This is a genomic window from Gordonia jinhuaensis, from assembly GCF_014639795.1.
GTDB lineage: Bacteria > Actinomycetota > Actinomycetes > Mycobacteriales > Mycobacteriaceae > Gordonia_B > Gordonia_B jinhuaensis.
This window is the reverse complement of record NZ_BMGC01000008.1, coordinates 71,741-94,432: the sequence shown is the minus strand read 5'-3', so window position 1 is coordinate 94,432 and position 22,692 is coordinate 71,741. Positions and strand designations below refer to the sequence as shown.

General features: G+C 65.8%; 21 protein-coding genes. 12 read left to right on the top strand and 9 right to left on the bottom strand.

The genetic code is table 11. The features are described from left to right. Positions 1 to 58: 58 nt before the first annotated feature. From IEW22_RS07900 to stf0, 3 genes are read right to left on the bottom strand one after another with little or no spacing between them, the layout of a single operon-like run. The gene (locus tag IEW22_RS07900) at positions 59 to 520 is read right to left on the bottom strand and encodes a peroxiredoxin (protein WP_188586063.1); all 462 of its coding nucleotides are present in this window, start codon (positions 518 to 520) and stop codon (positions 59 to 61) included. 23 nt (positions 521 to 543) lie between these two features. Then, the gene (locus IEW22_RS07895; RefSeq protein WP_308421374.1) at positions 544 to 1,503 is read right to left on the bottom strand and encodes a formylglycine-generating enzyme family protein; all 960 of its coding nucleotides are present in this window, start codon (positions 1,501 to 1,503) and stop codon (positions 544 to 546) included. A gap of 49 nt (positions 1,504 to 1,552) precedes the next feature. Next, positions 1,553 to 2,347 (bottom strand): trehalose 2-sulfotransferase, encoded by a 795-nt coding sequence (gene stf0, locus IEW22_RS07890; RefSeq protein ID WP_188586062.1) that lies wholly within the window; start codon positions 2,345 to 2,347, stop codon positions 1,553 to 1,555. A 166-nt stretch (positions 2,348 to 2,513) separates the two neighbouring features. On the opposite strand from stf0, the gene IEW22_RS07885 reads away from it, so the two are divergent. Continuing rightward, positions 2,514 to 3,539, top strand: a complete 1,026-nt coding sequence (locus IEW22_RS07885; RefSeq protein WP_229742298.1) for a phosphotransferase family protein — start codon at positions 2,514 to 2,516, stop codon at positions 3,537 to 3,539. On the opposite strand, the gene IEW22_RS07880 is transcribed toward IEW22_RS07885, so the two are convergent. Next, the gene (locus tag IEW22_RS07880) at positions 3,530 to 4,192 is read right to left on the bottom strand and encodes a histidine phosphatase family protein (protein WP_188586060.1); all 663 of its coding nucleotides are present in this window, start codon (positions 4,190 to 4,192) and stop codon (positions 3,530 to 3,532) included. The two genes, IEW22_RS07885 and IEW22_RS07880, sit on opposite strands and share 10 nt — an antisense overlap. 152 nt (positions 4,193 to 4,344) lie before the next feature. Here IEW22_RS07880 and IEW22_RS07875 point away from each other — a divergent pair, with 152 nt between their 5' ends. Then, positions 4,345 to 4,665, top strand: a complete 321-nt coding sequence (locus IEW22_RS07875) for a helix-turn-helix domain-containing protein (protein ID WP_188586059.1) — start codon at positions 4,345 to 4,347, stop codon at positions 4,663 to 4,665. 27 nt (positions 4,666 to 4,692) lie between these two features. Here the strand turns inward: IEW22_RS07875 and atzF are convergent, their stop codons facing one another. From atzF to IEW22_RS07850, 5 genes are all read right to left on the bottom strand, one after another. Beyond that, a complete protein-coding gene (gene atzF, locus IEW22_RS07870; protein WP_188586058.1) occupies positions 4,693 to 6,354 on the bottom strand; it encodes an allophanate hydrolase in 1,662 nt (553 codons plus the stop codon). Beyond that, positions 6,351 to 8,381 (bottom strand): 5-oxoprolinase/urea amidolyase family protein, encoded by a 2,031-nt coding sequence (locus IEW22_RS07865; RefSeq protein ID WP_188586057.1) that lies wholly within the window; start codon positions 8,379 to 8,381, stop codon positions 6,351 to 6,353. The genes atzF and IEW22_RS07865 overlap by 4 nt, the downstream gene beginning before the upstream one ends. Beyond that, positions 8,378 to 9,106, bottom strand: a complete 729-nt coding sequence (locus IEW22_RS07860; RefSeq protein WP_188586056.1) for an urea amidolyase associated protein UAAP2 — start codon at positions 9,104 to 9,106, stop codon at positions 8,378 to 8,380. Before IEW22_RS07860 ends, IEW22_RS07865 begins: the two co-directional genes overlap by 4 nt. A gap of 60 nt (positions 9,107 to 9,166) precedes the next feature. Then, a complete protein-coding gene (locus tag IEW22_RS07855) occupies positions 9,167 to 10,042 on the bottom strand; it encodes an urea amidolyase associated protein UAAP1 (RefSeq protein WP_188586055.1) in 876 nt (291 codons plus the stop codon). Positions 10,043 to 10,116: 74 nt separating this feature from the next. Continuing rightward, positions 10,117 to 11,676, bottom strand: coding sequence for an amino acid permease (locus IEW22_RS07850; protein ID WP_188586054.1), 1,560 nt, complete (start codon positions 11,674 to 11,676; stop codon positions 10,117 to 10,119). Positions 11,677 to 11,877: 201 nt separating this feature from the next. Here IEW22_RS07850 and IEW22_RS07845 point away from each other — a divergent pair, with 201 nt between their 5' ends. From IEW22_RS07845 to IEW22_RS07800, 10 genes are all read left to right on the top strand, one after another. Next, positions 11,878 to 12,492: a TetR/AcrR family transcriptional regulator gene (locus IEW22_RS07845; protein WP_188586053.1), complete on the top strand. Its 615-nt coding sequence runs from the start codon at positions 11,878 to 11,880 to the stop codon at positions 12,490 to 12,492. Between the two features lie 204 nt (positions 12,493 to 12,696). After that, positions 12,697 to 14,721 carry a dipeptide ABC transporter ATP-binding protein gene (locus tag IEW22_RS07840; protein WP_188586052.1) on the top strand — a complete coding sequence of 675 codons (2,025 nt, stop codon included), beginning with the start codon at positions 12,697 to 12,699 and terminating at the stop codon, positions 14,719 to 14,721. Then, on the top strand, positions 14,722 to 15,591 hold the full coding sequence (locus IEW22_RS07835; protein ID WP_188586051.1) for an ABC transporter permease: 870 nt from the start codon (positions 14,722 to 14,724) through the stop codon (positions 15,589 to 15,591). 10 nt (positions 15,592 to 15,601) lie between these two features. Next, positions 15,602 to 16,600 (top strand): ABC transporter permease, encoded by a 999-nt coding sequence (locus tag IEW22_RS07830; RefSeq protein WP_188586050.1) that lies wholly within the window; start codon positions 15,602 to 15,604, stop codon positions 16,598 to 16,600. Positions 16,601 to 16,658: 58 nt separating this feature from the next. After that, entirely contained in the window at positions 16,659 to 17,291 is a 633-nt protein-coding gene (locus tag IEW22_RS07825; protein ID WP_188586049.1) for a cysteine hydrolase family protein, read from the top strand. Beyond that, positions 17,288 to 18,865: an ABC transporter substrate-binding protein gene (locus IEW22_RS07820; RefSeq protein ID WP_188586048.1), complete on the top strand. Its 1,578-nt coding sequence runs from the start codon at positions 17,288 to 17,290 to the stop codon at positions 18,863 to 18,865. The genes IEW22_RS07825 and IEW22_RS07820 overlap by 4 nt, the downstream gene beginning before the upstream one ends. Positions 18,866 to 18,868: 3 nt before the next feature. Next, positions 18,869 to 19,666, top strand: coding sequence for an N-acyl homoserine lactonase family protein (locus tag IEW22_RS07815; protein ID WP_188586047.1), 798 nt, complete (start codon positions 18,869 to 18,871; stop codon positions 19,664 to 19,666). After that, on the top strand, positions 19,666 to 20,373 hold the full coding sequence (locus IEW22_RS07810; RefSeq protein ID WP_188586046.1) for a hypothetical protein: 708 nt from the start codon (positions 19,666 to 19,668) through the stop codon (positions 20,371 to 20,373). The genes IEW22_RS07815 and IEW22_RS07810 overlap by 1 nt, the downstream gene beginning before the upstream one ends. After that, positions 20,370 to 21,422, top strand: coding sequence for an isopenicillin N synthase family dioxygenase (locus IEW22_RS07805; protein WP_188586045.1), 1,053 nt, complete (start codon positions 20,370 to 20,372; stop codon positions 21,420 to 21,422). The genes IEW22_RS07810 and IEW22_RS07805 overlap by 4 nt, the downstream gene beginning before the upstream one ends. A gap of 181 nt (positions 21,423 to 21,603) precedes the next feature. Next, positions 21,604 to 22,677 (top strand): ABC transporter ATP-binding protein, encoded by a 1,074-nt coding sequence (locus IEW22_RS07800; protein ID WP_188586044.1) that lies wholly within the window; start codon positions 21,604 to 21,606, stop codon positions 22,675 to 22,677. Positions 22,678 to 22,692 lie beyond the last annotated feature (15 nt).

Below are 22,692 nucleotides of genomic sequence, written 5' to 3'. Positions count from 1 at the left end.
GTCGAGTGTGGCATACCGGCGGTGCGCACAGCTCGGCGCGCGGATGTCTGTGTGCCGGTCACACCGTGCGCTTGGTCAGCAGGTCCAGCGCCTGGTCGGCATGGGTCTGCGCGTTGAACTCGTTGGCGATCACGGCCAGGATGCGCCGGTCGGTGTCGATGACGAAGGTGTGTCGTTTGACCGGGGCGAGCTTGCCGAGCAGGCCGCGTTTGACGCCGTAGGCTCTCGCGGTGGCTCCGTCGGAATCCGACAGCAGCGGATAGTCGAACTGGTGACCACCCGCGAACCCGGACAAGGTCTCGACATCGTCGGTGCTGATACCCACCCGTGTTGCCCCGACCTGCGCGAACTCGGAGGCGAGGTCGCGGAAGTGACAGGCCTCCTTGGTGCAGATCGGCGTGTTGGCGCCGGGGTAGAAGAAGAGCACGACCGGGCCGGTGGTCAGGAAGTCGGTGAGGGTGCGTGTGGTCCCCGTGTTGTCCGGCAGCGCGAAGTCGGGTGCGACGTCACCTGTGTTCATCGTGTGGACCCCCTTTCGGCTTCTCACCCTATAGTCGACGCCCGTAGGTGGCCCGGTGACCGTTCAGCTGCGCCGACGGTGCGAAAGCCGATGTTGCCGGCCGTGGAGTGCGCCGTGTTGTGTGAACGTGCGGCCACTCGATAGCGATAGCAGTAGGAGATATGACACAGGTGGCTGCCGCCGCGCAGGACCCGGGCATTCCCGCGGTCGGGACCCTGCGGGTGGTGGCTGGGGGAGCGCCGGTAGTACCGGGCGCTGAAGCGGTCGGCGCACCACTCCCACACGTTGCCGACCGGCTGGAACAGCCCGTAACCGTTGGGGGTGTAGGACCGCGCGGCCACGGTGCCGACCGGTGCGGTGGGCCGGTCGGGGAATTCGCCGGTGAAGATGTTGAGGTGCTGGCCGGTGGGCCCGTCGTGGGTGGGATGGTCGTCTCCCCACGGATAGCGGGCACCCGATAGCCCGCCGCGCGCGGCGTATTCCCACTGCGCCTCGGTGGGCAGCGCGCGAGAAGCCCAGTCGCAGTAGGCGAGCGCATCGTGAAACGACACGTGCACCACGGGATGGTCGTCGATCGCGGTGCTGGACGGACCGTGGGGATGGCGCCAGTCCGCGCCCGGTACCGCGAGCCACCAGGGCGTCTGCGGGATCGGTTCGCCGGGGTCGCTCGCATACCCGGCGAACACCGGCGACATGCCGAGCCGTTCGGCGTCGGTGAGGTGGCCGGTGTCGTCGACGAATTCGGCGAAGGCCGCGGTGGTGACGGTGGTGGCGTCGATGTCGAAGGCGTCCAGTGTCACCTCGTGGACGGGTACCTCACCGTCGGCGGGATATCCCTCACCGAGTGCATCCCCCATCGCGAAGGTCCCGCCGGGGATCTGGACGGTCTCGATCGGATGGTCGCCTCGGACCCGGTGATCGCCACGAGCGGCAGGATCCGGATGCGGCAGCGTCTCATCTCCGTCGGGCGTGCAACAACTCACCCTTCGATGATGCTCTCGCGGTGGCTGTCGGGTCGCTCGTGCGGGCCGGTCATGACGGATAGCCCAGGCGTGCGGCGTCGTCGCGGTAGCGCTCGACCCATTCGCGTGATCGGGAGTTGGACTGCCGCCGGATCGGTGGCGGCGGCGCCAATCCGGGATCCTGATCGAGGGCCGAGAGCACCCGCGCGGTGGTGGCGGTGGGGTCGGCGACGAGCTCACTGAACTCGATCTCGACCGGCGAGAGTGACTCGGCGGCGAACCACTGCCGCCAGGCGCGCTCCTGATCGAGCAGGATCGTCGCGAGATGAGCTATCCCGCGGGCGTCGTAGACCGGTTCCCGGTGCAGTGCTGCGGGCGCGTCGGGTGCCTGCCACTGCTGGGTTTGGACCGCCGTCCACATCGAGACAGCCTGCGGGACAACATCTTTACGCGACACATGGATGTAGAGAGGATCGGCACCGTCGAACAGTGACCGGACGGCGGTGCGCAGGGATGCATGTGCGATCCGGGTTCGGGCGATCAGCAACGGTGTCTGGTTCCACATCAGCTTGCCGCCCCACACACCGTTCGGCGTGGCGCCGGCGGCCAGGATGTCGGCGCGCCACTGGTCTGCGGTCCTGGTGTCGACGCTGCCCTCATCGGTCGTGTCCAGCAGCTCGACGATCTCGGGGTCGGTGACTCCGGCGAACCACTCCCGCGGCTGTGGGGGCAGTGAGCTCGTCGGCAGGTACTGGAAGAACTCGGCGGGCCGACCGGCAACGCCGGTGGTGGCGAGTGACTCCACGAGAAGAGTCGAACCGCTTCGCTGGGTGGCGCAGACGAGGTAGGCGCGCGTCGCTGGCATGGCGCACAGTGTAACCAGCCGAAACCCCCCCGCAACCTGGACATTTACGCTCATCGAGAGGTTAAGTCTTGCCATTTCGGACGCGTTGTCGGTGGCTGTGAACTCACCGGCGTGTATCGGGCGAAATCCCCCACACGCCGCCGTCGGCACACCTAACGTCGAGGCTGTGTCGACCCCCACGCACCCGGTCCTACCCCTCGATGCCGTCGCCGAGGTGCTACGGCGATCCGGCGTCGACATCGTCGGCGAGTTGCACGCCGACCGGATCAGCGGCGGACGCAGCAATCTCACATTTCTGCTCGCAGATGACATCCATCGCTGGGTGATCCGCCGCCCTCCCACGGGCGGGCTGACACCCTCGGCGCATGACATGACCCGGGAGTGGACGGTCACCTCGGCGTTGCAGGACACAGCGGTCCCGGTCGCGGCCAGTGTGGCCGCCGATCTGGACGGCACAGCGTTCGGCGTGCCGTTCACGGTGATGGGTTTCGTGGACGGCACGGTGATCCGCACGGCGGCAGATCTCGCCGATCTCACCGACGAGCAGGTGGCCGACAACTCCGATGCGTTGGTCGACACCCTCGCCGCACTGCATTCCGTCGACATCGACGCGGTGGGTCTGCGCGATTTCGGTCGGCCGGACGGGTTCGCGGCGCGGCAGGTACGAACCTGGACACGGCAGTGGGAGCATGTGCGCACCCGCGACCTGCCCGATCTGGACCGGCTGGCCGGCGCGTTGGCCGAGCGCGTACCGCAGTCGGCACGGCATGCGGTGGTCCACGGCGACTTCCGGGTGGACAACACGATCCTGGCCGCCGGCGATCCGAGCACGGTGGCCGCCGTCGTCGACTGGGAGATGGCCACTCTCGGCGACCCGCTCACCGATGTCGCGTTGATGTGTGTCTATCGCACACCGGAATTCGATCGGGTCCTCGGTTTCGACGCGGCCTGGACGAGTCCGCGATATCCGTCGGCCGACGAGATGGCGCAGCGCTACACCCGCAGCTCGAGTGTCGAGCTCGATCACTGGGGGTTCTACCTGGGATTGGCCTACCTGAAGATCGCGGTGATCGCCGAGGGCATCACCCACCGCGCGATCAGCGGCGCCGACGCCGGGGACGGGGCAGATCGCGCCGCCGAGGCCACCGAGGCGCTGGTGACCCTGGGATTGCGGACGCTCGATCAGCGGTAGGTCATCAAGCCCGCGGTCTCGACGTGTGCGTGTTCGGCGACCGAGGCGACGTGGACACCGGCGCCGCCGACGATCAGCTTGGTGATCGCGGTGTTGACCATCATCCGGGCCAGCGACTGCCAACTCTGCGGCGGCATCCCCCACAGGGCGGCGACCACCGCGGCGATGGTGCCGCTCGACGACGCGACGACCACCGTCTTGCCCGACCCGGCGGCCGTCGCGGCCTGGGTGAGCGCGTCGGCCGCGCGGCCGGTGAAGTCGGCGAAGCTCTCGCCGGCACCCTCCCCGCCGCCGATCCACCGGTCGAGTGCGGCGTCGAGAACCTCCTGGTAGCCGCGGGTGTCGGTGCTCGAGGGCACATCCACACCGGAGAGCACATCGGCGATGCGGTACTCATCCCAGCGTTCGTCGACGGTGGGCACGGGCGAGTCGGGCAGTTGCGCGAGTACCAGGTCGAGCGTCTCGCGCTGGCGGGGCAGATCACCGCAGAAGGCGGCGTCGACATGTCCGATCCGTCTGCTCAGCGCCACACCGGCATGCTCGGCCTGGTGTCGTCCCAGCTCGGTGAGGCCGGTCGGTACGTCGTCGGCGACGTCGGTGTCGTAGGCCGCAGTGGAGGCCTGTCCGTGACGCACGATGTAGATGACTCCCATGTGTCGATCGTGTCATCCCGCCATCGGCGCGACACCCGGGGCTTCGCTGTCCGCGAAATAGGTGGGTTGGACGCGCGCGTCCTCACACGTGCGGGATAGGTTGGGAGTTCACTCGTACACCCCCACCCGGCGTACAACCGAGGAGGCAGCACATGGCGGATCTCACGGTGATGCCCACCGCACGCGCGGTCGATCCGCTGCTGCGTGAGGTCATCGGCGACACACTGCGCGACGCCCGCAAGCGTCAGGGGCGCACCCTCAAGGAGGTCGCCGGTGAGGCCGGAGTCTCGGTGACCTATCTGTCCGAGGTCGAGCGTGGACAGAAGGAAGCCTCCTCGGAGGTCGTCGCGGCGGTGACCCGTGCACTCGGCGGTTCGATGATCGATCTCCTCACCGAGATGACCGTGCGCATCGCCCCGCAGGTGCCCGCAGGTGTCGGCGCCGAGAGTGCCGCGCTGCACGCGGTCGCCTGACCTGCCGGATCTCATCCCACCGACGCGCTACCTCTGCGCGAGCCAGTGATCGGCGTCCATCGGACGTCCAGCCTGGGCCGCTGCGGCATCACAACCGAATCCGACGATCTCCTCGCCGCCGTCGAGGGTGATCCGGCCGAGCATCATCGGTGCGGGCAGCTGGGCGAGGAATGTGCCGAGCGCTGCGGTGGGCACCACCCATCGCTCGCCACGGATGCGCCTGCCCGATGCCGGATCGTGGATCAGTCCGGGCTTGGGCGGCACGGTGTCTAGTTCCACCAACCGATAGCCGACCGACGTCGTGACCTCACCCGCCCACCGCGCACCGGGGGTCGTGAGCTGCCAGTCGAGAGGTTGCCCCCGCAGGTGCGCCCCGAACACCGCGAGGTCGGATGTGTCCGAGACGGACTCGGGCCACGACGCCCGCGCGGCGGGGTCACCGGCCAGTCGGCGCGCCAGATCCATCAGCACCGCGTCACGATGTGCGGTCGAGAGCAGCGTCACGCCGAAATTCGCGGTACCCGCGGCGCCCTCGTCCACGGTGCCCGCCGGAACAGCGAGCGCGCACATGCCGAACAGGTTGCAGAAGTTGGTGTAGGTACCCATCCGCGAGTTCACGCCCACGGGATCGGCGGCGACCTCGGCGAGCGTCGGGTGCGCCGGTGCGGTGGGGACCATCAGCGCGTCGGCGTCACCGAGCTCGGCGAGAGCGGCGGTGCGCAACTGCTCGACCCGACGCCGGTCGGCGAGAAGCTCGGTCGCCGAGAACCGGTCGGCCGCACCGATGATCGTGGTGACGGTCGGGTCGAGTCCGTCGGGGCCCGCGGCGATGACATCGCCGACGGCGTCGTATCGCTCGGCCACCAGTGCCCCGTTGTAGAGCAGTGCGGCCGCGGCGAGGAAATCGGTGAGGTCGATCGGCTTGACGGTCATCCCCGCTGCCTCGGCCTGCGTGATCGCCTCGGCGAAGGCCGCACGCCACGACTCGGACAGTTCGGGTAGTTCGGCGGGAACCGCGATCACCGGTGCAGGTGGCGCGGCGAGCGCGGTGTCGGCGGGAAATGGTGCGCTGCCCCGTGCCCGGGCCATCACCGCCATCGCCGCGTCGGCGGTGTCGAGGTCACGGGCGAAGATCGTGACGCAGTCATAGCTGGCGCACGCCGGCACCACACCGATGGTGCTGATCGCGCCGACACTCGGTTTCACGCCGACCAGTCCCTGCAGACCGGCGGGCACGCGACCGGATCCGGCCGTGTCGGTGCCGATCGCGATGTCGGCGAAGCCCAGTGCCACCGCCACCGACGATCCCGAACTCGAGCCGCCGGAGATGTGATCGGGCCGGGTGGCGTCGCGGACCGCGCCGTAGGGGCTGCGGGTACCGACGAGTCCGGTTGCGAACTGGTCGAGATTGGTCTTGCCGATCACCACCGCGCCGGCGGACTTCAGCGCGGCCACGGCCGGCGCGTCGTCGGTGGGGGTGTAGGCGTAGGACGGGCATGCGGCGGTGGTGGGTAGTCCGGCGACATCGACGTTGTCCTTCACCGCCAGAACGACTCCCGCGAGTTCGCCGCCTGCGGACATCGACGCCGCGTAGTCCTGTGCGACGTCGTCCTGCGGGCGTAGATGGATGAACACCTCGGGTCGATCGGCGTGAGCGATGCTGCGGTAGATGTCGTCGATGTGGGTCATGCTGCTTCCCCTGGCCGGTCGGAGTGATCAGTGGTTGCCGGTGCGCTGTCGAATTCTCCTGCCGCCGCCCACCGTTCACGTTCGAGTACGCGGGCGGCCTCCATGGCGGCGCTGACCCGTGTGATGTCGGCATCGTTGTCTCGCAGGAACTCCCGGTAGGACGACATCGAGAAGGTGCCGTCGGTGATGTCGACGGTGCCTCGTCCGGCGGCGGTGTCGGCGCGCAGGTCGAGGAGCTCCTCGGCGCTCACCGGGTACCAGTGGATGCGATCGAAGAATCGGAGCAGCCAGGGATGTTCGGGTTCGAAACCGCCCGCGCTCTGCGGATGCCGATGATTCCACACCTGGGTGGTGCGACCCACGAACTGGTAGCCGCCGGGGCCCTCCATCCCGTAGATGCACAGATAGGCGCCGCCGATACCGACCGCGTTCTCCGGCGTCCAGGTGCGTGCGGGATTGTATTTCGTGGTGACGAGACGATGTCGCGGATCGTAGGGAACCGCCACGGGCGCACCGAGATACACGTCGCCGAGGCCGAGGACGAGATATTCGGCGTCGAAGACAGTGCGATACACGTCGTCCACCGAGTCCAGACCGTTCATCCGCCGGATGAACTCGATGTTCCACGGACACCAGGGGGCGTCGGAGCGGACCCCGAGCATGTACCGTTCGATGGCCTCGCGGGTGGCCGGATCGTCCCACGACAACGGCAGATGCACTGTGCGACTGGGCACCACGAGATCGTCGGCAGCCGGGAGTTCGGACTCCGCCTCGGTCAGCCAGTCCAGCAGCGACCGCTGCGTCATGACGGCAGGGTCCACTTTGACCTGCAACGACCGGATACCCGGGGTGAGATCGATCAGTCCCCTGGGCTTGTCGGCGGCCAGTCGCTGCTGGAGCGCGTGGACCCGGGCGCGCAGCTCGAGATCCAATGTCATGGAACCGTATTCGACGAGGATGTTGTCGTCACCGCTGCGCCGGTAGGTCACCTCGGTGGTGCCGTCGGCGGTCACACCGCCGGCGAGGATCCCGTTGTCGGTGTCGCCACCGGAGGACACCACCATCGGCAGGAAGGCACGTCGGTGGACCGAGGTGGTGGAGGGATCGGCCGCATTGTCCGAACGCACAGGTACGAAGCGGACGGTGTTGCCGGGAGCGAGCTGTCCCAGCTTCCATCGGTCGCTGCTGACCACCGTGACCGGGCAGACGAAACCACCGAGGCTCGGGCCGTCGGGGCCGAGCAGGATCGGTGTGTCGCCGGTGAAGTCGAGCGCGCCGACCGAGTAGGCGTTGTCGTGGATGTTGGACGGGTGCAGTCCGGCCTCGCCACCATCGGTTCGCGCCCACTGCGGCTTGGGGCCCACCAGACGGATGCCGGTGCGGTCGGAGTTGAAGTGCACCTCGTAGGCCGTGTCGTAGAGCGTCTCGATGTCGGCGGGTGTGAAGAACTCCGGTGCGCTGTGCGGTCCGACGGTCACCGCGAGCTGCCAGTCGGTGACCATCGCCGGCTCCTCCGAGAACTGGATACGACGAGGCGAACTCACCTGCGCCACAGCGCCGGTCGCCAACTCGTCGCCAGCGGACAGGGTGCGCCCGTCGAGACCGCCGAAGCGGCCCATCGTGAACGTGGAGCAGCTGCCCAGATAGTCCTCGGCGAGCAGTCCGCCAGAGACGGCCACGTAGACCCGCAGTCCCACACCCTCCACCGCGCCGACATCGAGGATGTCACCGGCGGTGACGGTGACCGGCTGATATTGGGCCACGGTGCGGCCATTGACGCTCACGGTGGCCGGGGCGCCGGTCACCGCGACCACTCGGTCGTCGGTGAACCGCAGCGCCGGTCCGATCATGGTGGCCTCGAGACCGGGGGTGCCCTCGGGATTGCCGACGGCGATATTGGCCAACCGGAACGACAGGTCGTCCATCGGACCCGACGGGGGCACGCCCACCTGCCAGTAGCCCACGCGGCCGGGCCAGTCCTGGATGGTGGTCATCGGACCCGGACGTTCGACGAGGATCGTGGTCATGACGACACCGACTCCATGTCGCCGGAGTTCGGACGGGTGACGATCACGCGCACGGCGGTGGGGTCGAATCCGTTGCACGGGTTGTTGATCTGCGGGCAGTTCGAGATCAGTACGAGTGTGTCGGCATCGGCGCGCAGCGCCAGCCGCTTCCCGGGGGCCGACAGTCCGTCGACGATGCCGAGGGTGCCGTCAGGGTCGATGGGTACGTTCATGAAGAAGTTGACATTGCCCACCAGATCGCGTTTGCCCAGTCCGTGTCGGGACCCCTCGATGAGGAAGTTCTCACAGCAGGCATGCTGGTGTTTGGTGTGGTGGCCGTAGCGCAGGGTGTTGGATTCCTGCGAGCACGCACCACCGAGGGTGTCGTGGTTGCCCACCTCGTCGCCGACGATGGTCATCATCGGCTGTGACTGCTGATCGCGGATCACCGAGCCGGTGGTGAGAAAGATGTTGCCCTGTGCGGCGATGGTCGCCTGGGCGCTGTAGCGGATCGAATGATCCTGTGCGCCATAGAACAACGTGTCGACCGCCTGGTTTCCGTAGAGGTCGACCATCGTGAGGACGTCGCCGCGCTCGACGATGCCCGACCAGGGTGCGCGGGCGTCGATCACGGTGTCGAGGACAGGCGTCCCCGGCACGAGTGCCAGCTCTGCTGCCGGCGCGTCGAGGGGGCTGGTGGAAGTCGGTGTAGTGCTGCTGGTGCTGGTGCTGGTGCTGGTGGTCATGATGGGTACCTGATTCGTGAGAGTCTGTGTGGTGGTGGGCGTCAGCTGTGGTGCTGGTCGTCAGCGGGCCAGTGCATGCCAGGCATCTTCGGAATTGGCCACGGCGCGGGCGTATTCCGGGTCGCCGGTGGGCGCGCCCGCGACCAGGTCGGCGAGGTCCTCGTCGGCAGACCACGCCAGCACCTGTACGGAGCCGGTGTCGAAGACCGGTGCCGGGTCGAGCGGATGTGCGGTGTTGGCGATCGCCACGATGCAGGGCAGGTGCAGCACCAGATCGACATAAGTGCCCGCACCCGCTGAGCCGGTCGCCACGAGGTTGCCCGAGTCGTCCGCGCGCACACCCTGGAAGAACGAGAGTGACGGTGCCACGTCGGTGGGGGTCAGGCCGTTCTTCGCGGCGGCCAGGACCAGGAGTTCGCGACCGGCGGGCGACGGCGATTCAGGCGATCCGGCACCGTATTTCGCGGTGTTGTCGGCCAACGAGGTGGTGCCGCAGAGAGCGTCGTGATGGTGGGAGGTGTCGTCGGCGAGGGTCGCCAGCACACGTCCCTGGTCGCTCAGGAGTGGATGCCCGGCACTCAGGTATGCCTGCCACGGAACCTTCACGGTGTCGGCGACATTGAGGCGCTCCCACGGTGCGTCGGCGCGCCACAACAGGATGTTGGCGCATCCGGCGCCCGCCACGTCGACCAGCCGCAGGCGGGTCCCCCGGGCAAGGGTCTTGGTGGTGTAGCGGCCGCCGGGAACGGTCTCGGCCCAGGTCAGTGTCGCCGGATCGATGCCCTGCGGGGGTGTCGGCCAGTTCGATGCCGGGACCACCGGCATCGAGTCGGTGATGGTGCCCGCCTGTGCGCGGGCGTGGTCACGGGCGCCGGCTGTCGACGCGGTGCCGGTCGGTGCTGTGGAATCAGTGGTGGTGGGGGTGGAAGCGGTCATCGTGATGTCCAATCTCTGTGCTATCGAAATCTGTTGTGCGGACGCATCTGTGGATGGGTGAGCGTGGGATTGCGTCACTTCTTCGAGACCAGTGCGTCGGTGGGCTCTGGTGCGCCGGGCAGGCTGCGGACGCGGCGGTAGGCGAACCATCCGACGATCACCGTCGCCGCGACGAAGATGATCGCGAAATACTGCAGGATCACATTGCCGCCGTCGGGGTCATACACCGCCTGACGCGGCCAGGCGCAGTTGATCATGAGCAGGGTGGCCATCACCACGGCGATCAGGTTCACCGGGATACCCCACTTGCCGAGTCCGGACACAGGTTTGCCGTGGCTGAGGCTGGTGCCGCGCAGCCGGTGGATCAGCGCGGGCACCGTCACCATCAGATAGGCGAGGTAGACGATCACCACCGACACGCTGGTGATGGCCGCGAAGACGCCGGCCTGGCCCAGGTTGACCAGGAGTACCGCGATGGCCAACACGCTGACCACGACACCGGTGATGACCGGCGTGCCGGTGCGCGGGTTGACACGAGACAGGAAGGTGGCGAAGGGAAGTCTGTTGTCGCGGGCCATGGAGAACATCACTCGTGAGGCCGACGCCTGGATGGCCAGGGTCGCCGAGAAGATCGCGATGGCCACGATGATCAACAGCAGCTTGCCCAGGCCGGTGTCGAGCTGTGAGGTGATCACCCAGGCGATGCCCTGAGCCGACAGGTTGCCGTCGGTGAGTGACGGTGCGGCCATGAGCGCGGCGATGATCATCAGTCCGCCGCCGACGAAGGAGACCAGCAGTGCGTTGATGATCGCCTTGGGTGCGGTCTTCCGGGGATTGGTGGTCTCCTCGGAGAGTTCGGCGGCGCTGTCGAAGCCGTACATCACGTAGCAGGCCATCAGCATCGAGGCGAGGAATGCGGGGAAGTAGCCGAGGCCGTGTCCGTGTTCACCGGTGTTGGCCACCGCGGCCACCGGTGAGCGCTCGGCCTTGATGAACATGGCCGCGACGAGGAGGATCACGCCGATGATCTCGATGGTGACGCCGGTGACGGTGATCTTGCCCATGATCCGCACGCCCGCAGCGCTGATGACCGTGCACAGTGCGATGGTGATCGAACCGAGGCTGATCGCATTGGTCGCGCCGGAGACCGAGGACAGGCTGGTGTCGCTGCCCACGAACTGGAATCCGCTCCAGATCTCCGGGAGGACCGACTGCATCGCGATCGCCAGCGCGGCGACACTCACGATGTAGCCCACGAGCATGAACCAGCCGGCGAACCAGCCGACCGTCTCGCCGGCCAGGCGACGCGACCACTGGTAGACGGCGCCGGCCACCGGGAATTTGCCCGACAGTTCGGCGAACACGAGGCAGACGCAGAACTGGCAGACGAACACGATCGGCCAGGTCCAGAAGAAGGCGGGACCGCCGAGACCGAAGCCCAGTGCGAACAGCGCGAAGACAGTGGTCAGGATGGACACGAAGGAGAAGCCCGAGGCGAAGGCGGCGTAACCGCCGATCCCGCGGTGCAGCTCCTGTCGGTATCCGAGCTGGGAGAGGGCTGCGCTGTCCTCGTCGGATGAGTATGTGCTGACGGTCGGTGTCGATTCGGTCGAGGTCGGTTCGGTGGCGGTCATGGTGGCTCCCAGGCCCTAGTCGTAACTGTCACTTGATAGATAATCGGAGAGCAATTTCTATCGGGTGACAGAAATGTTTCGCGCGTGAAAACCGGCGTTAAGGTCGGGTTACTTCGGTCGTCTGTGTTGGGCGCGGCGACCGGTGTGCCCTCGATACTCTGTCCTCATGGACGTGGCGACGAGCACGGAAGCGACTCGAGGATGAAGACGAACGTTGGACCCGGTCGCCCCCGTCTGGTCGAACAGCGGCGCCGAGGGGGCAATCCCCGCGAGGAGATCCTCGACGCCGCCGCCGAGCTGTTCACCACACACGGCTACGCGGGGACATCGACCCGCAAGATCGCCGAAGCGGTCGGGATGCGCCAGGCCTCGCTGTATCACCACTTCGCCACCAAGGAAGACATCCTCGAGGCGCTCCTGCAATCGACGGTCGCGCCCACGCTCGACTACGCCCGCGCGCTGCCTCCGGCGAGCGATGCGTCGATTGCACGCGAGCAGTTGCTCGCGCTCGCCCGCTTCGACGCCGGTCAACTCGCCGGCTCGCGATGGAATCTCGGTGCGCTGTACCTGTTGCCTGAACTCCGGCAGGAGCGCTTCGCCGAGTTCTTCGGTGTGCGAACAGAACTCGCCCGGGTGTATTCGGGCCTGTCGGCACAGATCCTCGGCGACGAGCAGGACCCCCGGTGTCATCTGCCGTTCCGGCTGGTGGAGATGGTGATCAACCTGCGCTCGGATGGCGAGATCAGGGATACGGCGCCCTCGCGCAGGCGGATGATCGACGCGCTCGTCAGCGCCGTCGACCGTTTGCTCTCGTAATGTTCTGACACCAAAGTGTTTGCAGCACTGTGAATTCGGTGTTCACGAGCTGCGACATATTCCTATCGGTCATCCGATAGAAACAATCTACACGCGCATGTAACGCCAGTTGAAGCAACTGTTACCGCAGTGACACCGCCGCGCCTCACATCTCAGGCGAAACTGTCAACTGACAGTTTCGGTACCAGTGCTCCGGGAGGCGACATGACGACAGCATCGGCTGTGGGAGCGGAAGATTCGACACAGTCGAGTCGGCAAGCCCGATCTCCGATTGCCGTCGTCACAGATCTCTCTGTCACGTTCCGACGCGGTTCGGCGTCGCTGCACGCAGTCCGCGGCGTCTCCCTCGACATCCAGCCCGGCGAGATCGTCGGCCTCGTGGGCGAGTCCGGGTCCGGCAAGAGCGTGCTCGGCAACGCCCTGCTCGGGCTCCTTCCCGCGAGCGCGACGGTGTCGGGGACGGTACGCGTGGCGGGACACGACATGACTGCCGGCAAGTCCGCCGATCTGCGTACGGTTCGGCGCAGTGATCTCGGTGCGGTGTTCCAGGATCCGATGCGTTCGCTCAATCCCACGATGCGGATCGGGCGGCAGGTCAACGAGGCGACGGGTGACGAGAAGGAGAGCGTTCGACTGCTCGCCGAGGTAGGCGTACCCGAACCGCAGATGCGGATGCGCTCCTATCCACACGAACTGTCCGGTGGTCTGCGTCAACGAGTGATGATCTCGATGGCAGTGGCAGGAACCCCGGGTCTGATCATCGCTGATGAGCCGACCACAGCACTCGACGTCACCGTGCAGGCGCAGGTCCTTGCACTGCTGCGGAAGATCGCCGACGAGATGGGCTGCGCGATCCTGATGGTCACTCATGATCTCGGGGTCGCCGCGCAGATCTCCGATCGCATCGCAGTTCTCTACGCGGGTCGGATAGCCGAGATCGGCCCGACGCACACGGTGCTCACCGAACCGGCGCACCCGTATACGCGCGGACTGCTCGGATCGCGGCTGACACTGACCACCCCCCGCGGTACCGAGCTGCCGGCATTGCGTGGGGAGGTCCCCGGGCCCGCCGCGCCGCTGCCCGGCTGTGCCTTCGCGCCGAGGTGTGCACTGGCCGAACAGGAGTGCGAGCACAGACCGCCCGACCCGATCAGCGTCGGGGAATCACATGTCAGCGCTTGCATTCTCGGCGCCGATGCGGTGGCCCGCGGATTGCCCCTGACGACCGCCGCCGTCGACCACGCTGGCCCCCAGACTGTGCCGGCCGGCGACGACGAGACTGTTCGCCGCGAAGCCGTGGCGCCGGCACCGGCGGCGGTGAGTCTCACCGACGTCACCAAGTCGTTCGTTGTGAAACGTGGCTTCGCTCGTCGTGGTGAGGCGAGATCGCTGCAGGCGCTGCGGCGGATCAGCGTGGATGTGGCGCCCGGAGAATCGCTGGCCATCGTCGGCGAATCGGGCTCGGGAAAGTCGACTCTGCTACGTGTCATCGCCGGGTTGGAGACCGCCACCTCCGGGAGTGTGCGCGTCGACGGGGGACGTCCGCAGATGGTCTTCCAGGACGCAGGTGCCTCTCTGACGCCCTGGTTGAATGTCGGAACCATCATCGGTGAACGCCTTGCGGGATCGAAATTGTCGCACTCGCAGCGTAAGGACGCCGTCGTGGAGGCCCTGCGTCGGGTCGGTCTGCCCGCAGATGTGATGAAGGCCAGGGTCAGCCAGCTGTCCGGCGGGCAACGGCAGCGTGTGTGCCTGGCCAGGGCCACGGTGGTGGCCCCGGATGTGCTCCTCTGTGACGAGCCCACCAGTGCGCTCGATGTCTCTCTGGCGGCATCGGTGATCAACCTGATCGGCGAACTCCGTTCGACGCTGGGGATGTCGGTGCTGTTCGTGACGCACGATCTCTCGGTTGCCCGAATCGTCGCCGACCGGATCGCCGTGATGTACCTCGGACGGATCGTGGAGATCGGTGATGCCGAGCAGGTGATCGGCAATCCCGCCCACCCCTACACGAAGGCCCTCATCGACTCGATACCCGAGGCGGGGCGACGACCCGTCATCCCTCGCGGGGAACCGGCGAGTCCGCTGGCCCCTCCGCCGGGTTGTGAATTCCATCCGAGGTGTCCCATCGCCGTCGATGCCTGCTCCGACCACTCACTTGATGTGCGCCTCGAGGGATCCCCGGGCCACACCCATCGCGTCGCATGCATCGAACGGAAGGCGGGCTAGATGAGCATCGCGCTGACTGGTGAAAGACTGTCACGACTCAAGATCCGCGTGCCCGGGATGGAGACCATCCGGCAGCGTCGTGTCGTTGCGTGGCTGGGTTTCTCGCTTCTGGGTCTCGTGACGATATTCGCACTCTGTGTCCCTCTGATCGCCGGCCACGACCCTTTGGTTCCCGCGGGGATGCCGCTGCAGAAACCGGGAACCGACGGCTTCGTACTCGGGACCGACAGTATCGGCCGCGACATCGAGAGCCGTGTGCTCTACGGGATTCGTGCGAGCTGGTTCGCGGCCTTGGCGGTGGTCGCGATCGGCTTGCTGATCGGCGGGCTCGTCGGACTGGTCGCAGGCGCGGCGGGAGGGTGGATCGACAGCGTCTTGATGCGCATCACCGATGCCTTTCTCGCACTTCCCGCTCCGGTGTTGGCGATCGCGGTCGTGGCTGCACTCGGACCCGGCTTCGTGCACACGCTGATCGCGGTCTCGATCGTGTGGTGGCCGTTCTACGCGCGGCTGGTGCGCGGTGAGATCACCAGGCTCGCGGCGCGTCCGCACGTCGAGGCCGCGCGGCTGTCAGGCGTCGGGAGAATCCGTGTGGCGCTGCGGCATCTGCTCCCGGGTGCAGTCCCGAATGCGCTCGTCGCCGCGAGTCTCGACATCGGCACGTTGATCTTGACGCTTGCCGCGCTGTCCTTCCTCGGACTGGGGCAAGCCGCACCTGCTCCCGAACTCGGCGCCGATGCCGCACGCAATCTCAGCTACTTCCTGCAGCAGTGGTGGATCCCCGTGATGCCGGGCATCGGCGTGATGGCGCTGGCGCTGATCGGCAACATCTCCGGGGACAGCCTCCGAACACTCATGATCCGGGATTGAGGACACTGCAGTGATACGTTTCGTCCTGACCCGCCTCGGTGCGATGGTCGTCATCATGATCGCGCTCATCGCGGTCATGTTCATCCTCGCCAAGGTTTCGCCGCTTGATCCGGTACACGCGCAACTCGGTGCGCAGGCATCCGCACAGGCAGTTGCCGAACGCAGACATGCGCTGGGACTCGATCGACCGATGTTCAGCCAGTTCCTGAGTTATCTGGGGAATGTGGCACATGGTGACTTCGGAACGAGTTACCGCACGCGACGTCCGGTATCCACCGACATCGCCGACTTCCTCCCTGCCACTCTGGAATTGGCCTTCATGGCCATCGTGATATCCATCGTGATGGCGACGCTGCTGGCATTCAGCTCGGTGCTGAAGTGGCCGGGGGCGCGGTTGTTCCGAGGCATCCTGTATCTGGGATCCTCGGCCCCGATGTTTCTCCTCGGGATCATCGGTCTGATCGTCTTCTACCAGCGGCTCGGGTGGGTCCCCGCGAACGGGCGGACCTCGCTGTCCGACGCTCCCACCGGGCCCACCGGATTCCTGGTTCTCGACGGGCTGATCCATGCCCGGTTCGACGTGATCGGTGATGCCCTGCACCACTTGATCCTGCCCGCCTTCGTCATCGCACTGGGACCCGCAGTGGCGATCGGACGTGTGCTGCAGTCGTCCCTGGCAGAAGATGCGGGAAGTGAATATGTGAAGACCGCACGCGCCAAGGGTCTTGGTGAGACACGGATCCTGTTCGGGCACGTGTTGCGCAACAGCCTCGGAGCTGCACTGTCGATGACCGGTCTGCAGATCGGTCTGATGCTCTCGGGGGTGTTGGTGGTCGAGCAGGTATTCGGTTGGCCGGGCATCGGTCAATACATCGCCCAGAGCATTCCCGTGGCCGACTTCCCGGCGATCTCAGGTGTGACGATCGTGCTCGGTGGTGCGTACGTCGTCATCAACGCGATCGTCGATCTCCTCCAAGCCGCCGCGGATCCACGGATCGTGATCGCGTGAGGGCATCGTCGGATCTCGTTCGAGACAGGCTCGTGGCTACATCAGGAAAGAGGCGTTCATGCCGCGTCAACCGTTCATAGTGGGCCGTCCGGTGCTGGTGGTTGTCGACATGCAGACCGGTGGGGGCATGCTCGCAGAGGACGTCGGGATCGACGTCATGCCGGGTCATTCCGACCGTGTACGGCGCTGCGAATTGCTTGTGCGCGCTGCTCGCGATCGCGACATTCCCGTCGTGTTCTTCCAGGAAGTCCACCGACCGAGCGGAATCGACTTCGGGCGTGAGCTCGACGGGGCCGAAGGTGTGCACTGCGTCGAAGGCGTTGCGGGCACGGAGCTCGAGCCGAGCCTCCGGCCGTTGGACACCGAGTTCCATATCGTCAAACGGCGGTATTCGGGATTCATCGGGACAGACTTCGAGATAGTGCTCCGCGGTCTGGGTGCGTCCACCCTGATCCTCGTGGGCGGTCTGACCGATGTCTGTGTCCACTACACCTTCGCTGACGCACACCAACGAGACTTCTACGTGCGAGTGGTCGCCGACTGCGTCGGGGGCTCCTCCCTCGCGCGGCATGAGGCTGCGCTCGACGCGATGGAGTACCTGCAGGCCGGTGCGATCTGTGACAGCGCAGCGGTTCTCTGTGCCTTTGACAGTCAATCTCGTACAACACTCACCGAAGGAACCGTCAGATGAGATTCAAGCCCTGGGCAGCGACTGCACTGCTGTCGGTGGCCGCCACAGCACTTGCGGCATGTGGCTCGTCGGGTGGCGACTCGTCGCCGAATCCGGCGCCGACCGACAAGACCCTGAAAATCGCGTTCCTCCAGGACCCGGGACAGCCACCCGACCCGGATGTCTTCTATGCCGGCCAGGGACTACTGCTCACCACGAACATCTACGAAGGCCTGTTGCAGTACAAGTCAGGAACCGCGACTCCCACGCTGCAGCCCTTGCTCGCCACCGCATGGACCGCCTCACCGGACAACCGCGTCTACGACTTCACCCTGCGTCAGGGAGTCAAATTCCATGACGGGACCCCGTTCACCTCGGCGGCGGTCAAGGCGTCGTTCGACCGCCGTCTGGCAGTCAACCAGGGTCCGGCATACATGGTCTCCGACGTCGCTTCTGTTGTGCCGAAGGGTGATTACGAAGTAACGGTGACACTCAAGGCGCCGAACTCGGCATTCCTCGACTACATGGCTTCACCGTATGGCCCGAGGATGGTCAGCCCGTCGGGTCTGACCGCGCATGCCGGTGGCGACAACGCCCAGAAGTATTTGTCGAGTCATGATCTGGGCACCGGCCCGTATGAACTCACCGACGCCAGCGTCGGCTCGCATTACGGTATGAAGGCATTCGACGGCTACTGGGGAGCGAAGCCGTATTTCCAGACCATCGACATCCCGGTGGTCAACGACGCCTCGTCACAGCAGTTGCAGTTCAACAACGGACAGCTCGCAGCGATTCTGAGTGGACTGCCGACGTCGGCCGTCGAGTCCTACATCAAGAACAAGAAGTTCTCGAGTTACTCGCTGCCGTCGATGATGTCGAACTCCCTGTACCTCAACCCGAATCACGGCGTGTTCACCTCTCAGGCCGCGCGGACGGCTCTGCAGCAAGCCGTCGACATCAGCCAGATCACCAAGCAGACGTACTTCGGCCGTGGCAAAGATGCCAAGCAGATCTACCCGCCGAATATGCTGCCGGAGCAGTACGGCACCCAGAACATCACCCACGACACCTCTGCACTGCAGAAGATCGTGCAGGGGCTGCCGGCCTCCGAGCGCACCATCACCATCGGTTACGACTCCGGTGCCCCGGACAACCAGCTGATCAGCAATCTCCTGCAGACCCAGCTGTCGGCTGTGGGTTTCACCGCGAAGGTGCAGTCCTACCCGACGTCGCAGATCTACGGCTGGATCGGGAACAAGAATGCCGGGGCTCCGGACATCTTCACCGAGCTGGTGTGGCCCGACGCTCCGTCTCCGTTCACCTGGGGGCACATCAGCTGGGATGCCAGCGGTGGTCTCAATTACCTGAGCTGCCCGGCAGATGCAGCCTCGGCGACGCTGAACGAGGCGCTGCCCTCCGGCGACAATTCGTTGTACGGCAAGGCCGGTGAGCAGGCGCTGCAGACGGGTTGCTGGCTGAATCTCACCGATGTCAACGACTTCATGGTCGGGCAATCATGGCTGAAGGGCATCGAGCAATCCCACATCGTGACCAATCCGACGTCGCTGTACCTGGCCGGACTCTCGGTGGGCTGAGCGATGGCGTATGCGAATCGGATGTTCATGCTCGACTACGGTCGTGAACTCGTGCACAAGTCGCTCTCGGTACTCGGCGGTTCGGACGCTGTCCTCGCCGAACCCATCCCCGGTGTTGCCGTGGAGACAGACGACGGTGTGGTCATCCTCGACACGGGGATCAGCAGGCAGGCGTTGGACGACATCGACACCGTCGGAGCGATGTACGGCGACGACCTGTTGCCGACGGGTCCTACCGGTGACCCGTTGCACGCCGCTCTTGCGGCGGTCGGCTACGGGCTCGATGACGTCTGTCTTGCTGTCGTCAGCCATTTTCACCTGGATCACTCGGGTGGTATCAGAACGCTGAGCGAGGCCGGGATCCCGGTCGTCATCGACGCGGCCGAACTGGAGTACGTGCAGGCACGTATCGCTGACGGGACAGAACAAGAGGTCGCCTGTTACAGAGACGATTTCACTGATGTTGCCACGAAGTGGCAGACCGTCGGTGGTGATGAGCAGATCGCTGCGGGTGTCTCGGTGTTCGCCACCCCGGGGCACACGCCCGGGCATCTGTCCTTTCGCGTCGACCTACGGGAGTCCGGCACCTGGCTGTTCGCCGCCGATGCCGCCGATCTCGGGGAAAACCTTCTCGAGCGGATACCGTGCGGTGCGGTCGCCGAACCGAGCGATGCCGGCCGGGCAGCGGCATCGGTCAATCGGTTGATGGAGGAGGGCAGTCGGCTCGACGCCCGCGTGGTCCCCGGACACGACCCTGTGTTCTGGCGTGCATTACGCCACCCGAGCGGGGGGCATCGCTGATGATCGCGCACTCCGATATCCCGTTGATGGCAGCATGTTCGGGCGAATGGCAGCGTACAGGACTCGTGGTGAACGGCACACCGGTAGCGTCTCGTGCAGAGGTCCGGTGGATCCAGGGCCCGACCCGATTCGTCGATCTGCGGGTCGATCCGACGGGCGCCGAACCCCTCGACGGCTTCGCGGGCACACTCCGACAGACCGGTGATGTGTTCACCTGGCACCGGACGATCGAACTCAGCGAGTCCGAGCTGCCCGACGAAGGGTTCATGTCACTGATCGACGGGGTTCTCCACGAGCGCGGTGTCCACGCCGACTACTCCGAGAGGTGGGAGCGGCAGCCCACTGAGAACGACGGCAGCGGTTGCTGGGCAATGGAGCTCACCTCCGATGCCGATTGTGCGATCGTCGTGTGCGCATCGGGACGGTTGGGTTGGGCTCACCGCATCGATGGTGTGGTCACGATCGTCGCATGTGAACCACAAGCGCAGTCGGACAGTGCAACAGACATGCCATCGCGTGACCGCGTCGGTTCGTGGACGATCACGCACGCCTCCGATCAATCGCTGGTCGGCTCACACCTGACCCTGGGTGTCTCGCCGGACGGACTTGTCACATCGACAGTTCAGTCAGCCCAGGGCACGAATCCACGGCACGAGAGCACACAGCAATGGACTCTCGCATTCACGGAAGGAACCATCCACGCATGACAACACAGACAGGACTCGGGGCGTTCACCAGCATCCCCGTGATCGACATCGCCGCGCTGTGGACCGACGATGGCGAGTCCCGGAAGCGCGTCGTCGACGAGATCGGCGATGCAGCACGGAATGTGGGGTTCTTCTACGTCACCGGTTCGGGCGTTGACGAGGAGCTTTTCGAGTCGATGCTCAAGCAGGTGAAGGCATTCTTCGCCAAGCCGGTCGAGGAGAAGATGCGCTATTACATCGGCAATTCCACCTGCCATCGTGGATACGTACCTGTCGGCGAAGAGGGTCTGGACAAGCCGGACAAGAAACCCGACCTCAAGGAAGCGTTCGACACCGCTCTCGATCTTCCCGCCGACGACCCCGATCATCTGGCCGGCAACCCCATGCTGGGTCCGAATGTGTGGCCCGACCAGGATGGCTTCGCCGAGGCGGTGACCGCTTACTATCAGGCAGTTCTGGCGGTGGGGCAGAAGCTGTTGTGGGCGTTCGCGGTTGCGCTGGGTGAGGATCCCGACGTGTTCACCAGGCATGCGACGAAGACTCCGAGTCAGCTGCGGCTCATGCATTACCAGTACGACCCGGATGCGCATGACGTCCAAGGCATCGGATCGCACACCGACTTCGAATGCTTCACCCTGCTACGGCCGACGGCGCCCGGTCTGGAGGTGATGAACGGGGCCGGTGAGTGGATCGACGCGCCGCCGATCCCGGGTGCCTTCGTGATCAACGTCGGAGACATGCTCGAACTGTGGACCAACGGTGAATTCGTGGCGACGAGCCATCGGGTGCGCAAGGTCAGCGAAGAGCGCTATTCGTTCCCGCTGTTCTTCAACGTCGACTACGACACGCGGGTGGCACCGCTGCCGCAGTTCGTTCGAGACGGCGAGCCCGCCCGGACCCCGCTGGTGGCCGGGGAGCACCTGTTCGCCCAGACCGCACAGGCGTTCACCTATCTGCGCAAGCGTCTCGCGTCGGGAGAACTCACTCTGCCCGAGGGATCGGTCGGGTTGGGGACGTTTGGTCAGGAGGCTCGACAGAAGACGGCGTGACGGTGCGGTGAGGCTGGGCGACATCTGATGGCGCGGTCGCCCAGATATGCCTCATCCCAGGCCAAAGCGCTGCGCCAGTGCGACATGTCGACGAGAATGGCTGGTGGGCTCGGGGAATCCTGGCCTTTCACTTCACTCGGATCGTGCGGCACGTTCCTGCCGCTGAAGGGATGAACAGTCAATGGCATCTGTCAGTTTTCAGAAGGCGACGAGAAACTTTGCCGGGCAACAACGCCCGGCCGTCGACGAGTTGAGCCTCGACGTCGAGGACGGCGAGTTCCTGGTCCTGGTCGGCCCATCGGGGTGCGGCAAGTCGACCTCGTTGCGCATGCTCGCCGGTCTCGAGGAGGTCGACGCGGGGCGGATTCTGATCGGCGACACCGACGTCACCGATCTGCCGCCCAAGTCGCGCGACATCGCGATGGTGTTCCAGAATTACGCGCTCTACCCGCATATGACGGTGGCCGAGAACATGGGTTTCGCACTCAAGATCGCGGGCACGCCGAAGAGTGAGATCACCAGGCGAGTGGGCGAGGTCGCAGAGATGCTCGGGCTCACCGACTATCTCGCGCGTAAACCCAAGGCGCTCTCCGGTGGCCAGCGTCAGCGTGTGGCGATGGGTCGCTCCATCGTGCGCTCGCCGCGGGTGTTCCTCATGGACGAGCCGCTGTCGAATCTCGATGCGAAGCTGCGCCTTCAGACGCGCGCTCAGATCGCCGGGCTGCAGCGTCGGCTCGGCACCACCACGGTGTACGTGACTCACGATCAGGTGGAGGCGATGACCCTCGGTGATCGGGTCGCCGTGATGCGCGACGGCGTTCTGCAACAGGTGGATACACCGAGATCCACGTACGATCACCCGGTCAACGTGTTTGTCGCGGGATTCCTCGGATCCCCGTCGATGAACCTGTTCGAGGTACCGGTGGTTGACGGCGGTGTGCAGGTGGGGCAGAGCGTGATCCCTGTGCCACGTGCAGTTCTCGCCGATACCCAGGCGTCTCGGGTGACCCTCGGCATCCGCCCCGAGGATATGGAGCAGGCGTCCGAGGGCATCGCCATGCGGGTGGATGTCGTCGAGGAGTTGGGTTCTGATGCCTTCGCATACGGAACGACCGAGATCGACGGGACAGCCCAGCACGTGGTCGCGCGAGTGAACTGGCGTACTCCTCCCGCCATCGGTGACGATATTCACTTCGCGGTCGACCCCGAGCGCGTTCATCTGTTCTCGATCGACACCGGCCGGCGACTCGGCTGACACCGGCGCGTGAGT